The 12928-nt window shown below is 46.3% G+C and carries 16 protein-coding genes; 6 read left to right on the plus strand and 10 right to left on the minus strand.

Going from position 1 to position 12928, the window contains the following annotated elements; genetic code table 11:
* Positions 1–282: 282 nt before the first annotated feature.
* From NG796_RS25965 to NG796_RS25980, 4 genes are all read right to left on the minus strand, one after another.
* Positions 283–1857 (minus strand): TniQ family protein, encoded by a 1575-nt coding sequence (locus NG796_RS25965; RefSeq protein WP_261210367.1) that lies wholly within the window; start codon positions 1855–1857, stop codon positions 283–285.
* A 5-nt stretch (positions 1858–1862) separates the two neighbouring features.
* Positions 1863–3029, minus strand: a complete 1167-nt coding sequence (locus NG796_RS25970) for a TniB family NTP-binding protein (RefSeq protein ID WP_261210369.1) — start codon at positions 3027–3029, stop codon at positions 1863–1865.
* Positions 3030–3031: 2 nt separating this feature from the next.
* A complete protein-coding gene (locus NG796_RS25975; protein ID WP_261210371.1) occupies positions 3032–5602 on the minus strand; it encodes a TnsA endonuclease N-terminal domain-containing protein in 2571 nt (856 codons plus the stop codon).
* Between the two features lie 619 nt (positions 5603–6221).
* Positions 6222–7211, minus strand: coding sequence for a hypothetical protein (locus NG796_RS25980; RefSeq protein WP_261210373.1), 990 nt, complete (start codon positions 7209–7211; stop codon positions 6222–6224).
* Between the two features lie 196 nt (positions 7212–7407).
* On the opposite strand from NG796_RS25980, the gene NG796_RS25985 reads away from it, so the two are divergent.
* On the plus strand, positions 7408–8505 hold the full coding sequence (locus NG796_RS25985) for a helix-turn-helix domain-containing protein (RefSeq protein ID WP_261210374.1): 1098 nt from the start codon (positions 7408–7410) through the stop codon (positions 8503–8505).
* Between the two features lie 227 nt (positions 8506–8732).
* On the opposite strand, the gene NG796_RS25990 is transcribed toward NG796_RS25985, so the two are convergent.
* Positions 8733–8861, minus strand: coding sequence for a hypothetical protein (locus NG796_RS25990; RefSeq protein WP_261210376.1), 129 nt, complete (start codon positions 8859–8861; stop codon positions 8733–8735).
* A gap of 129 nt (positions 8862–8990) precedes the next feature.
* On the minus strand, positions 8991–9212 hold the full coding sequence (locus NG796_RS25995; protein WP_261210378.1) for a hypothetical protein: 222 nt from the start codon (positions 9210–9212) through the stop codon (positions 8991–8993).
* A 136-nt stretch (positions 9213–9348) separates the two neighbouring features.
* On the opposite strand from NG796_RS25995, the gene NG796_RS26000 reads away from it, so the two are divergent.
* The gene (locus NG796_RS26000; protein ID WP_261210380.1) at positions 9349–9555 is read left to right on the plus strand and encodes a hypothetical protein; all 207 of its coding nucleotides are present in this window, start codon (positions 9349–9351) and stop codon (positions 9553–9555) included.
* A 9-nt stretch (positions 9556–9564) separates the two neighbouring features.
* Positions 9565–9708 (plus strand): hypothetical protein, encoded by a 144-nt coding sequence (locus NG796_RS26005; protein ID WP_261210382.1) that lies wholly within the window; start codon positions 9565–9567, stop codon positions 9706–9708.
* A 64-nt stretch (positions 9709–9772) separates the two neighbouring features.
* Here NG796_RS26005 and NG796_RS26010 read toward each other — a convergent pair whose 3' ends face one another.
* Complete coding sequence (locus NG796_RS26010; protein ID WP_261210383.1) at positions 9773–9916, minus strand: hypothetical protein; 144 nt, start codon at positions 9914–9916, stop codon at positions 9773–9775.
* Between the two features lie 17 nt (positions 9917–9933).
* On the minus strand, positions 9934–10566 hold the full coding sequence (locus tag NG796_RS26015; protein ID WP_261210384.1) for a hypothetical protein: 633 nt from the start codon (positions 10564–10566) through the stop codon (positions 9934–9936).
* Between the two features lie 245 nt (positions 10567–10811).
* Here NG796_RS26015 and NG796_RS26020 point away from each other — a divergent pair, with 245 nt between their 5' ends.
* Positions 10812–11180 (plus strand): hypothetical protein, encoded by a 369-nt coding sequence (locus NG796_RS26020; protein WP_261210386.1) that lies wholly within the window; start codon positions 10812–10814, stop codon positions 11178–11180.
* Positions 11181–11219: 39 nt separating this feature from the next.
* Here the strand turns inward: NG796_RS26020 and NG796_RS26025 are convergent, their stop codons facing one another.
* Positions 11220–11372: a hypothetical protein gene (locus tag NG796_RS26025; RefSeq protein WP_261210388.1), complete on the minus strand. Its 153-nt coding sequence runs from the start codon at positions 11370–11372 to the stop codon at positions 11220–11222.
* Positions 11373–11376: 4 nt separating this feature from the next.
* Here NG796_RS26025 and NG796_RS26030 point away from each other — a divergent pair, with 4 nt between their 5' ends.
* Complete coding sequence (locus NG796_RS26030) at positions 11377–12060, plus strand: pentapeptide repeat-containing protein (protein ID WP_261210390.1); 684 nt, start codon at positions 11377–11379, stop codon at positions 12058–12060.
* Positions 12061–12064: 4 nt separating this feature from the next.
* Entirely contained in the window at positions 12065–12259 is a 195-nt protein-coding gene (locus tag NG796_RS26035; RefSeq protein WP_261210391.1) for a hypothetical protein, read from the plus strand.
* Between the two features lie 86 nt (positions 12260–12345).
* Here the strand turns inward: NG796_RS26035 and NG796_RS26040 are convergent, their stop codons facing one another.
* Positions 12346–12912, minus strand: coding sequence for a hypothetical protein (locus tag NG796_RS26040; protein WP_261210392.1), 567 nt, complete (start codon positions 12910–12912; stop codon positions 12346–12348).
* Positions 12913–12928 lie beyond the last annotated feature (16 nt).

Raw genomic sequence — 12928 nt, forward strand, 5'->3', positions numbered from 1 at the left:
CCGTGTGCGGTGAAAATCGCACGCACGGTTTCGGAAGAGAGGGGTGGAATGGTAACATTCCCCTCGACTCTATCCCTCGGCTGTAGGGTTTTGAGGCGATCGCATCCAACTTGACTCAGAAATAGCGAAGCTGACACCAGCCGCAAAGTAGCAGATAAAACGCTTGCTGTCATTGGAAGCATAATATTGCCGTTTCGGCAGGTTTATGCTTCTAATAGAGTCCGGCAAATATATGCTTCCAATTGGATTGGGGATGCCAGAAGATATCTCTCCAAGAAGAACTCACTCATAACCAAGAGAACGCTGTACTTGGCGCAAAATATCCTGAGCGTACCGATTGAGCATGATACCAGGCTTTTGGAGGAGTTCAGCTACTCTACGTCGAGTCGGCTTATATCCTTTTTCGTGAATCTCCTTTGCAATAGTCTGGATTTCTTGAAAGATGCGATTTCTTTCTTCTAGACCACAGACTTTAACATAATCTTTGTAACGCCTAGCAATTTGGCGCGACAGAGAAGGAAAATAAGTGTATAAATAGCTGTTATTTTTGTAGCCAAGCCGTCGAACAACTTCTAGTAGAGACGGCGGTGGAAATTCTTCTAAGGCTGCTTCTAAAACAGGTTGAATTCTTTGTTGACGCTCCAGTTTTCGATAAGCAGCATGATTGACTTGAATTTGAGAGCAGAGGTCGGGAAAATGATATTGTAGAACTAAAGAACGATAGTTAAGACGGCGTGCAACATCCTGCAAGGATGGTGGTGGGGACTCCTGAAGTACCTGTTGAAGAACTAACTGAATAATTTGTAATTTTTCTAAATCTAATTTTCTTAAATGTTTTCTGGTTTGAGAAGATGAAGAGGGTAAATTTACAGATTGATTCAAGCCATCATCAGCTAAGAATTCTTCAGTTAAAAACCCCACCAGAGAGATTTGTAAGCGCTCTGTGAATTGTAATAGTTTATCAAGTTGCGGTAGAGTTGCGTCTTGATACCAACAACTCAATGTTGTCGCATGAATTCCTACAAGGCGAGACAAAGCAGTAACATTACCTCCATAAACTTGATGAATATAACGAGAGAATATTTGCTGAAGCTTATAGCCTTCAATAGGTAAGTCATGACTAGATGCTAACGTAATTAATTCGCCAACATTGTTGAGTATATAACTGAAGTGATTGTCAAAGGTTTCTCCTTCCCTTAAGCCAGCAACAGCTTTTTTGCTAGAGCGTTTTCCTAACCAATGATCACATTTATTACAATATCCAGGTCGCGAGTTTCTACAAAGAACTAACTGCTGCTGATGACAATAAGGACACTTAGAGAGTAGAGGATGATGGTGGGAGGGACAAAACTCAATAATTTGAATTGACCACAACAGGGGTTCATAGATAGTTTGGTCAGTATTTAGCCACTCTTGATAACAAATAGGACACCAAGCACGAATGGGACGGAGTAAGCTTCTTTTAGAAACAATTTCTGCTAATGGGAGTAAGGTAAGAAAACGCAAATTTTTCTGTGAGGTGAGAGCTTCTAAAGCCATTACTAGATGCGTCGCCGTCAACCCCATGCCGTTAATTGCAGTTCTATTTCTGTCAATTCCACATACTTTACTAATACTCTCAATTTGAGCGAATGATAGCTCTTTTTCTCTCCTAATTAGGGGAGCAATTTCAGTGAGAAGCACTTGAGAGACATTAACACAGTGTTCTTGAGCAAGTCGAATTAAGTAACTTGTTAAGCTTTCTGTATATGGAGTGCCAACTCCAATCGGTTCTAGATGATAAAAACGACTTCTAGGAGGAATTGTAGGTTTTTGCACATCCCAAGATGGATAGAGAGTAAGTTGAAATTGTTCCATATTACTTAACTCCTACAATGGTGTCGCTTGGGTTTGGGTTGACCGACTTGCTTGGGTCTTTTTTTGTTTAAATTATGACCCGAATGGAATGAGGGAAATAGCTGCGAATTCAAGCTACTTTGTCCGGGTGTTACTGGCAACCCTAGTTCAGCACGCAGTTGTTCGGCTTCGGCTTCAATTTGAGCATGATTGTACTCACCCTCCTTAATTTTCTTAAGTATATTTCGGCATTGAGCCACTCCTAAAGCTCGTCGCTCTAGATGTTTTCTTCCTACAGTAATAGCGCCTTCTGCTATCGCATCTGCCAGGGCATTTCTTAACCAATTCTTGAGAATACCCACACAGCCCAAACTCCGCTCATAACAATAGTCCCAATTTGATACTAAATCGGGTGTTTCTGGTAATGGCAGATGTAATTGAAAACCCCACACCACACTTTGGAATATTTCTCTGTCCTCTTTCACATCAGCACGATATCGAGGAAAATGTACATAAACACTACGTCGGCTCAACTGGTCGCCGACATCGTGTAGAGTGAGTAATTCATAAGTCCCAACTAACCCATGAACTACCTCAGTACGGTTAGCTAATGACTTAATTGCTTCTGGTAAATCTGTGAGTTTGCGTCCACTGGCAAGCATCAGTAGGTGGTGCGCTTCATCAATAAAAAAGATTTTCGGTTTTCGATGTTTTAAAGCTTGTTCTAATGCCCAAGCTAAATCCGTTTCAATCACTTTAGATTCAATGATAACTTGGCCCTTGTCATTTCGATAGATTCCTCTTGTCCCATAGTCGATTTTCTGGTCAATCAAGGGTTCGTTGAGAGCAAACAAACAACGTTTAATATGGTCTTTGGAGTTAAATAGCCCTGATTTTTGGATGACGGCTTCAACACTAGCAACTGGTAAGCAACCGGGGTTAGTTTCTAGTTCCGGTAACGTTGACTCAATCAACCATTTTTCAATCAACAATCGCAAAGTTGTTTTTCCCACTCCAGTTGGTCCATAAATAAAAATCACCCGCGATTCTCCCGACTGATTAACTAACAGTTTGAGTAAATTGACGGCTTCGTCTAAGCGGGGATGTGCCATTGTGTAGTTGTCAAAGTAAGCCAATCTCTCTTCTGGAGATTGGGTCAGTAGAGATGGAGGAAATTGTTGGGGATAAGACATAATTAATAAGAGTCAAAAAGTTGCAGTTCCTGGGGATTAATCGAGAGACTGTTGGCACTAGGTTGGAAGGGTGAATGACTCTCTTGAGCTGCCGGACTGATTGTTTCTGATTCTGGCAATTGGCTATCAATTTTATTGGTCACAATTCCATACTCAATGACTCGAAAAACTTCCATCATTTGAGCATCCATCAGTCGTTGTGATAGCAGCACTTCTTCCGCCTCTACACTGGTTAAAAATTCTGCTAACTTTTTGGCTCTAACTAAGAATTGCTTTTGATGATTTTGTTGTCGTTTTTGTAACTCGGCGGTGGCTAACCAAATCTCTTTTTCTGAGCGTCCTTTCAGGATGGAATAATATTCGCTAATACATTTAACCCATTGACCTCGGACATAGGCATAGGCAATACCTGCATCAAATGGGTCGTATCTGATATTGACATAAAGGTGATGAATTTCTGGGTCTTTAAAGGTGTTAGACCAGTAGCGAATACCTCGGATTTGTATCCCTTGGCTGGGATGAACTTTGACTTGTCCTTTGGGTGTACTTGGTAAAGTTAATAGTTTCCAGTTTTCATCATTACAAATTTGCCGATGGGAACGATTTCCGTATTCTGCTATCCCCGTTGTAAAAGCTGACTGAGGGGAAACTCCCAAAGCTGGATGCGGGGTGGTATCGTACTCTGAGTAAGCCCATTGGCATAAATACTGGTACAAACTACCTAAAGTCCACACTGCCAAATTTCGGGGATTGAATGATTTGGTGACTAACCTAACGTTTTTTGTGATTTGGGTATTCCCTGTCAGATTGTAGAGGAATTGGGTGTTAGCAGTGCCAAATAATCGTTCACAAACTCCACTAAATCGCGATGCTGCTGGCGGTCGATGTTTGAGCGTGCATTCAAACCAGGCTAATAGGCTTTCAAAGTAGGTACTGTGGAACTCTTTGCCGTTGTCGGTGATGATGATTTGCGGTAGGCGAGAATGCCGCATTACGCAAATTCGCAGTACCATCATACAACTGCGATAGGAAGGCGGGTCAAAAGTCATATAAATGGCTAGAATTCTCCGGCTGTAGGCATCAACGAGAAAGGTTGCCCAAGGTCTACCCAGTACCAGTCCGGTTTTTGAACACCGTAGCTCTATATCTAGCTGGGTATGGTCGATATGACCAATCTCGAAGGGACGGTCTCCATGTCGGGGTGTGGTCAGTTCTAGCTCCCAATAAAAAGGTTGCTGTGGGTAAGCGGCTCTTTGTCCTTGCCGCTTCAGGGTTTGAGTGTAGCCTGAATGTCGTTTGATTTCTTGAATGAATGTCTTGTAGCTAGGAATTTGATTCTCTGGAATTCCGGCAGTTGAGCAGGCGTGGACAAAAGCTCCGTAAACTTCAGATTTTCGTTTTTGTTTATGGGTTTCGTAATCTTGGGTGATAAACTCGGTCATCAGTTCTAAAATCTGTTGGGGCAGTTTGCGGTTGCGGTTGCCCTTGGTATGAGAGGTTGTTAGCAATCCAATGTACCCATAGCCGTACTTTTGCTGCGCGATACGATATTTAGCCTGCCAGTCTCGGAAGGTGCGTTCCGGTATAGTTTGATTTTCGGTTAATTGGCCGGAAAAATGGGCTTGGAGTATTCGGTAGCGCCGATTGGCTTGTTCTAAATCAGCAGGGCTGGCTTTCTTGAGTAAATCTGTGATTTGTTCGCTCAAAGGGCTGTAGTTAGTAGTAGTTAAAGCTGTGATTTTCCCTAACTGAACAAGGCGGTTAAACTCTATGTTTCGCAATTGGATTAATTCTCCTAACTGATTACGCAAAGTAATCTCTGTTTCACCGTTTTGAACTATGGTATAGCTTCTGCCATCCCAACAAATTGGTGTATAGGGCGCTATGTTCAACACGGGTAAACTAATAGCATCTACTGAAGATGACGACTTCAGCGATTGATAGGTTTGTGCTGTGGTACGGTCTGGAAAAACTTGACAGTTTTGGGGTTCGACTAGAGGGGCTGCACTGAGGTCTACATAGATTTGTTCGGTGGCAATTAGGGAATAAATTTCATCGGGCTTAATTCCCAAATTCTGATTTAATAACTGATTGAGTGCAATTCCTGGTTGGCTTGAGATTATGCTATGTAGTAGTTGAATTGTTGCTGTTTGTAAAGTTGGATATTCACTTCGGTAATAGTCTTCTAAAAAGATGATGTTGCGTTGTAACACCCAATTTATTTGAGCATCAGACCAGACACAAAAGTCCATTCCCAGTTGGGCTGCGTATTCTGTAGCCAAGGGCATTTGCCAGTGACCATTTTCTCCAGAACTGTAATGCTGTGGCTGTTTTTCTACTTTCTTTTTCAGTTCTCTTTCTGTTTTACACTCTATCCATCCAGCGGTTGTTCTTTTGAGTACAAAAAAGTCTGGAGTGTAGAAAAAGCCGATGTTTCGACCTGATTGAGACTGATATTGCAGCTTAATCGATGGTGGCTGGTCGTAAAATTCTAAGATATTCCAGTCGTGTTCTAGTTGGTAGATTAATGCTAACTCTAGCTTGTGGGATTCAAACTGAATGCTTCTGCCCATTTTCTGACTGGGATAAAATCCAGAAACATTCTTTCTCCCCCCACCTACACGCCGTGCTGGTTCACTGCTGCGGATGATTTCTATTGTCTTTTTTTGCAGGGCTGATAGGTTGTTACAATTACACCAGTTATCGAACTCTTCTGTTGTGAGCCTACTCGCATCTCCAGCTTGGGTTCTAGATGCAACTCACAACTAATGCCTTGTTTTTCTTGGGCACAGGGGTAAAGCTTTTACCTTCAAGTCCCCTTGGCACTGGCGTGAGTGCTTGATTTAAGCTTACCACTTCTTCTTTTGAAAAAATCTTAAATTTTTGGCAGCTTTATCGTTCCATTTTTAGTCAACGGCAATTGAATGCTTCCATCTGTTGCAGATGTCGGGTGGCTACTTGACGCCAGAATAAGTGTTGCAGCTTTCGCTGTGGCAAGTTTATCCTTCCAGTCCCGGCAATCTTATCGGTACATTGACACTTGCCCTACAAGGGTTTGAGCGTTTATTGCTTTTTCGTTTAGCTCTCACCTCTGACAGTTATTCATCCCGCTGGTATTCACCCCAGCAAATAAGTATCAGGGCTGAGAGTTTGAGGATTCCCAGTTGCGATCGCCTCCAAATCTGAGACCTCTCACCCATTAACCAAGACCGGCTGAATCCATCGCCATTTGCGTTCCTGCCGTCCCTCGCCCATTGCCACCCTGCGCCAGTGGCCCCTACGCCAGTGAGTCCGGGGGGTGGCATGGTTCGAGTGAGCAGGACGTGAGATACGTTCAGTTTGTGGCTGAAACTGTTGTCCAATGATGAGCGGATTGAGCCGGTCCTTGTCAGATTTCTTGCCGCCAAACCCTTGGCCTTTGTTAGAAATGCGGACCGCGTTGGTGGGAGGCAACAAATCATCGGGGCGGATTTGGAGGTACAGGAGCGTTTGTAGGACAATTTTTTCGAGAGTTAACTGGAATTGCTGTTCGAGGCTAAAATCTGGGTTGCTGTCGGTGAAATGTTGCGTCCCCATTGAAAAGTTGCCCCGGACGAGTTCATCGCCGTTGATTTCCACAAGGCTGGCATAAGATGTGCCATTTCTGAGTACCGTGACCCAGCGCAACTTTTCGCATTCTATGGGCTGGAATTCAATGGTATGCAGCCCAAAGCGCAACGTGGGCGGCACGGACCCTGGGGGCAGATGCTGGAAAAAAATCCAGTCACAGGGTTCGCCATCCGGGTTGAGGATTCTATCCCGGGGTAACATAATCATCCCAAACGGTGCGCTCACCTGCAAATCCGCAATCGCCTTGGGCAAATCTGACTCTTCAAATGCTTCAAACAAATTCCGGTGCAGCCACCAGACCGGAAACGGATTGTGAGCGAGGGTCCAGGCCGCAGAAATTACCGCACTCCAGGCAAAATCGTCTAACATCCGTTGCGGTTCGAGCAAGCCTCCCATGAAACCGGACTCCGCTACAACCAAGTTGTAGGCGAGGTTTTTCGCGGCAGTGGAGAACGGCTCGTAACCATCCACCTTGCGATAGCGACGGTCCAGCTTTTGGAACCAATCCGAGCGCTTGGCAATTTCCAGGCCCTGGCGATGGATGGCCTTCGCTTCGGCTAATGTCTTGTTCATGGCAGTGAAGACAAACGAATGAAACCAACCCGATTCTACCGCTCAAGCTGCATTGAGAGTGATTATCTGTTGTATCAAAACTTTGCTAAATTTCTGCAATGCCTTGAGCTAAATCTGGTAAAATAAATCAAGCGGGCCGAAGTGTTGACACCACTCCGACCCTGTGCCAACCCCTGAACAGACCAGGAGCCGACAAATGCATAGTACCTCATTTCAAACCGGCGCGTTCTTTTCGAGCGTGTTGGGAGAAGTTTCGCACCCGATTAACATCATTCGGGAGTACCGCCGCGTGCTTCCCAAGTCCGCCGCCAGAATTGTTTCTGCCATCGATGGATGGGTCCGGACTCATCAGAAGGACCCTAAAAAATATTCAGCGCCCGAGTGGGTGTACGCCCCTGCGGACAATCTCGCCCGACAAATCGACCTTTGTCGCGATACGGTCCAGCGGTGGTTAACCTGGTTGGTTGAGCAAGGTTACCTAGTTCGGGAATGGGCGCGCCGGTGGCCGACAGACCGGGCCTATAAATATCGCATCTCGGATAAACTGTGGTCCGCCATGCAGTTTGAACGGTGGAACTCTCTGCCCTTCTCGGTTAAAGATGATTTTCAGGCAATGGACAGCCGGGATTCAAATGATGGACAGCCGACATCTCAGCAGTCGATGCCACAGAAACCGGCCATATCTTATATCAATCTTAAATCAACAAAAGCTCCTACCAATCAAGAGGGTTGGCCCGCTTGCGCGAGTAAAGAAGAAGAGGCCCCCACAACATCTCTGGTAAACCCGAAGCCCCAGACAACATCCTTGGCTTCGCAACAAACTTCTCTGGTTGAGACAAGTGTTCCGGCGATTGCAAGTAAGGAACTTGAAACAATCAGTCAACACCAAGAGGAGCCAGCCTCAAAACAAACAGTGACGGTGAGTGCGGTAGCGCGGCCCCAGGAAATGAACTTAACTGTGGTAGCGCGGCCCCAGGAAACGAACCTGACCGAGGAAGTACGCGACAAGTTAGCCGGATTCAGGATTCCGCTGGATAAGAAGGTGGTGCAAGCCATCGAGAAGCATCATATTTCCCAGGTGTATGCAGCCCTAGGTCATATTGAAGCGACTTGGGAGACTATTGAAAATCCTCGGGGCGTCTTCTTATTCCAACTGCCGAAACAGCCGATAGAAAAGCTAGGCTCACGGTTGCCTTTCTATACGGCTGAGACTGTCCCCGGTAAGGAAATCGAAGCCTCTGAACCACCAACGGGATTTTTCGATTCGTTGCGGAAAAAGTTTGGGCGCAAATAGATTCTGTTGATTGAGAGGCGATCGCCTACGGGATAGTTTCAACTCAATCTCTAAACTCTCAGTGCTGAGAGTTATTGCCGATGACCATCCGGCTGATGTTCGCCCCCAGGGGAACCGAGTCAATTCTTGAGTTTTTGCCGCAGGTGATTCTCGGGGGGAATGGGCTTGAGTTTTCCCGTGGCGATCGCCTAGCCTGATACCGACTCAATCCAATAGCTCCTAGCGAGTTAGTTCCAGCGGCGATCGGTACTCACTCGGATGAGTTGCTTACCAACTGAATCAAGTCGATGGATTCTGCTACCGGCAAGCGATCGCAACTCAATCCCTAACCTGTCAGTTCCGGCAGTTATTCGCAATGACTCTTTCCGGGGTGATGATGCGATTCTAGTGAAGAGACGCTACGCGATCGCCCCAGGGAAACTGAACCAATTGAGGGTGGGTGCATTACAGAACATTGCATAAGTGCGTATGAGTACATCCTGCGCTTAAACGGTATCTCGCACTAACTCCCACATATCGGTTTCTTGACCCGATGGCAACTTATAGCGTCTTACTTTGCCGTCGGCTTCTAGCTGCTGTAGAGTCGTTTCTATATCCTCTAAATCAGCGAGAGAATAGTAGGTTTGATTAAGATATTTTTGGATGCTTTGAGGTAGCCTTCTCTGAGTTTGTAAGGATTCTAGGATAAGTTTTTCTAGGGTGGTCATCAGTGCATTGAGTGAATATCATTTCCCAGGATACCCTTAATTTTGGAACCGACTCAATCTAACGGCTCCAAGCTAGTCTCACCCAGCGGCGACGGGATAAGCCAATATTTTGATGTTGAGAAACGGAGGAATTCCCATGAAGTGCGATTTTTGTGATAATCCTGCAACCCTATTGTGCGACGGGGAAAATAGCGATTGGCCCATCTGCCGACTCCATGCCCGTCAGCTTTCGTTTTATCTGATTTGTCGGAATCATGGCGGGGATACCGTGGATGTTTGCCCAGACTGCGAGAGGGCTAAAAACCATTGGCAGTTACGGATAGGGGCCGTTGATAAGCGGTAACTTAGTCCGTTGCTCCCTGCCGGTGATGCGATCGTCACCAGTGGATTCAGCCTATTTCATACTGGCGGGGATGCGATCGCCATTGCCGGATTTAGTCTGTTAAATTCCTACGATGCGATCGCAATCAGTGGAGTCAACCTATTCGATTCCTAGGATGAGATCGCCACCACCGGAAGCAAACCTGTTGCTGTTCGTACCGGGTTCGCCATTGTCGGAGTCAGCCCTTTCGGTTCGTTCGATGCGATCGCCACTGTCGGAGTCTCGGTTGAATTCCTGCGATGCGATAGCCTACGGCATGGCTTCGCTTACCGCCACTGTCAAATCCAACCAGCTTGATTCCTGCCAAAGATGCGATCAGCACCACCTCTGCCAACAGATTCAACTGGACACTAACTTAGGAAACCGTTCCTGCAAAGACTGACTAAAATAATATTGGCACCAGAACTCAGCAATATCGAGCAATTGGGGCCTAGACTTGGGGATTAGCCCCGTGCCGCAACTGGATTCGTAATGTTCGGCATATTGTTTAGCCAGTTGATAGGCGTAATACGGATAATCTGACTGGACAAAACATTGTATAGCGTATTCCAGTTTGAGTAGGTTACCGCTGCGGACGAAATGCACCGTCATTCCCCATTGAAAATTCCGGTAGTCGTCCCCCTGGAATGAGTCAATCTGCTTGATAAGGGTTCGCAGGAGTTCTTGAGTATCAGGTTCATCCGCCATTGCTCGTTGCATCAGGGCAATCGCTTCAGCCACTATTTGCTGATGCGCGTCCCATTCGGCAGGCTCGAAATAATCGGGAGCGGGAGCCTGGGTCATGGATTGTTGCACCCGCTGGGCGATATGGAGGGCAAACTGTTGGGCACTCTTGCGATTGCGGCATAAACTTTTGACGCTGGTTAGTCGCGTGATAGGAAAGTATCGGCTTGTGTCTGCTTCAAGTTCGTTGGCCGTGTTCAGCCATCTTTTGAGGATATTGGCAATTTTGGTGTCCTCGGAGGTGCTCATCAGTTTGTTGCTGGTGGGGTGCTTTTTCTGGGTCGATAGGATGAGTTTAGCAGTTGCTTGGTCTAGCAAAGGTGGTCGCTAGGTCTTTGCCAGAATTGAGTTGCTGGGGATGCGATCGGTTAAGGGCAGCTTTCAAGGGAGAGAGTGATTTTGTGGATGCCAGTTGGAATTGACTGGGCCGGGTTAGCCCAAACTGTAACGCTTTTCAGCTAGGCTCAAGAAAAATAGAATTGCCTGCATTGCTGATGAACAACTTTAGAATTCGCCTGACCCTGGACCCTAACGATTTTTTACCAACTCAAGCCGGAATGTTTGCCGACAAAGCCAGCGACAAAATCCGGTTCAAATCCCCGGTTGACTCTCCTTGGGGTCAAACCTGGAAGCTCGTTCCCCTACCAGAGAAGGGCAGAAGCCGAAGTGGAGCGGTCTATCTCAAACGCATCACATTCAAGCTGTTTCCCCTAGAGGAAAACGAGGACTATGTGGATGTGCGGTTGGTGCGCGAACACTTAAAAGGCGAAATTTTTGATTCCCTTCAGCCGACAATCCGCTGTTGGTGCGTCTGGGTCAAACCACCACAACAGCAGCTAGTTTACTCGATTTACCGGAAATAATGTGCTATACTTGCAAGAGTTGTATCTGGGTTAAGTCGGTTACAGGTAATCAGCTAATGTTGGAGTCAATCGTCCTAGTTGTTCAAGTCGATGCCGTAGAGTAACGCCCCGGTGACCGCCTGCCATTGGGGTTTTGCTGGTCCAGATGCCAGATGCGATCGGTTCACAATAGATGAGGTCTAGGCGAGTCAAAAGAATGGCAAATCCAGAACAGATTCATCTAATCCGACAAGGCGTAGAAACCTGGAATCAGTGGCGCAACGAGAATCCCACCGTCCAAATTGACCTGACTGAAGCCGACTTAAGTGAAGGCGACCTGAGCGAAGCCAATCTCAGGAATGCTGACCTCAATCATGCCAATCTGGAAGAAGCCGAACTCATCGAAGCCAATTTAGTTGGGGCCAATTTAGTTAGCGCCAACCTCAGCCGCACCAACCTCCGAGAAGCTGACTTAAGCCATGCCAACCTAACTCAAGCCAATCTCAACGATGTTTATTTGTTGGCTGGATTCCTCAGAAGTGCCAACCTCCAGCGCGCCAACCTCGTCAATGCTAACTTGATAGGTGCCAACTTCTGGGAGGCTGACTTGAGTGAAGCGGAATTGACTACGGCTAACCTCAGTGGGGGTTTCTTCCGCAAAGCCAAGCTCAATGGGGCCAATCTCAGCAAAGCGCAACTCGTCCAAGCCAACCTGGACTATGCTGAACTGATTGGCGCTTGTTTGGTCGGCGCTAGACTGATTGAGGCGGATTTGAGCTATGCCAACCTCACGGACGCGAATGCCCTGGCTGCTAATTTCCAGGATGCGGTGATGACGGGCGCTTGTCTGGACCGCTGGCGCGTTAATGAGTACACCAACTTAAACTTTGCTTTTTCTTGATGGGATGCCCAGAGTTTCCCCCGCCGGTGATAGCAGATGCGTCCAACATGATGCGATCGCCAGTGCTGAATCAGGACCCGGACTGCTGCCGCGCAGTTTCTTCGCCGGTGATGCAGCAGGCTCCAGTATCGGCAAACTCAGTGGAACGGGTGGGGTTGGAATGCGTTTCGGTTGCGTTGGCAATAAACCTACGGCATAGCTGCGCTTACCTCAACTGGGCCGGGTTGGATGGATAGGTGTCAGCGCTCACCAGATCACTTGAGTTAGGAAACAAAGAGTAAAAAATTAACAACCTTTTGGAAAAAATTCACAAGCTTTTTTACTTTCTTTTGTATCATTTAAGCGCTGCTGAATCAATCTAGTCAAAGTTTCTTGGTCTAGCATACCTACAGTTCTCTCATTTTGGGCAAGACTCAATTTTTCATCTCTTTGATAACGCGCAAGGTTTGCTCTAACTTCTTCCCTTGGTACTTCAGGCTTATACTTAGTTGAATCTAAGTAGTAAAGAAGTGTTTGAATTTGGCTACAAGCTAACTCTTTCGTTGAACCTCCTGACCTAACCCCACAGTCAATAGTGCCATCCCAAGGCCCTAAACTTATTGCTTCAAGAAGGTATGGAAGTAACATCATCGCCATGTCCGGACTATTTGTTATTTCCTGATAATTTTGAACTGTTTTATTTAACTCATTAATAAACTGTGATTGTTCTGAGTTTTTATTTTTTAGTTCAACAATCTGTTTTGACAACTCTATCTTTTCACTCTCCAGCTTCTGAATATCTTTTTCTAGGGTACTGGAGTTTAGACTAAGCCAGTGACACGAAAGCAATAAAGAGGGGAGCCCGACTTGCATCTAGGCTCCCCTTGGC

The organism is Laspinema sp. D2d, from assembly GCF_025370755.1.
In the GTDB taxonomy this organism is placed as follows: Bacteria; Cyanobacteriota; Cyanobacteriia; order Cyanobacteriales; family Laspinemataceae; genus Laspinema.

Bases quoted from the DNA above. Each gene is read 5' to 3' on its own strand.
- NG796_RS25970 (WP_261210369.1), bottom strand. From the start codon at position 3,029: ATGTCTTATCCCCAACAATTTCCTCCATCTCTACTGACCCAATCTCCA.
- NG796_RS26030 (WP_261210390.1), top strand. From the start codon at position 11,377: ATGGCAAATCCAGAACAGATTCATCTAATCCGACAAGGCGTAGAAACC.
- NG796_RS26020 (WP_261210386.1), top strand. From the start codon at position 10,812: ATGAACAACTTTAGAATTCGCCTGACCCTGGACCCTAACGATTTTTTA.
- NG796_RS26000 (WP_261210380.1), top strand. From the start codon at position 9,349: ATGAAGTGCGATTTTTGTGATAATCCTGCAACCCTATTGTGCGACGGG.
- NG796_RS25985 (WP_261210374.1), top strand. From the start codon at position 7,408: ATGCATAGTACCTCATTTCAAACCGGCGCGTTCTTTTCGAGCGTGTTG.
- NG796_RS26015 (WP_261210384.1), bottom strand. From the start codon at position 10,566: ATGAGCACCTCCGAGGACACCAAAATTGCCAATATCCTCAAAAGATGG.
- NG796_RS25995 (WP_261210378.1), bottom strand. From the start codon at position 9,212: ATGACCACCCTAGAAAAACTTATCCTAGAATCCTTACAAACTCAGAGA.
- NG796_RS25965 (WP_261210367.1), bottom strand. From the start codon at position 1,857: ATGGAACAATTTCAACTTACTCTCTATCCATCTTGGGATGTGCAAAAA.
- NG796_RS25975 (WP_261210371.1), bottom strand. From the start codon at position 5,602: ATGGGCAGAAGCATTCAGTTTGAATCCCACAAGCTAGAGTTAGCATTA.
- NG796_RS26040 (WP_261210392.1), bottom strand. From the start codon at position 12,912: ATGCAAGTCGGGCTCCCCTCTTTATTGCTTTCGTGTCACTGGCTTAGT.
- NG796_RS25980 (WP_261210373.1), bottom strand. From the start codon at position 7,211: ATGAACAAGACATTAGCCGAAGCGAAGGCCATCCATCGCCAGGGCCTG.
- NG796_RS26035 (WP_261210391.1), top strand. From the start codon at position 12,065: ATGCCCAGAGTTTCCCCCGCCGGTGATAGCAGATGCGTCCAACATGAT.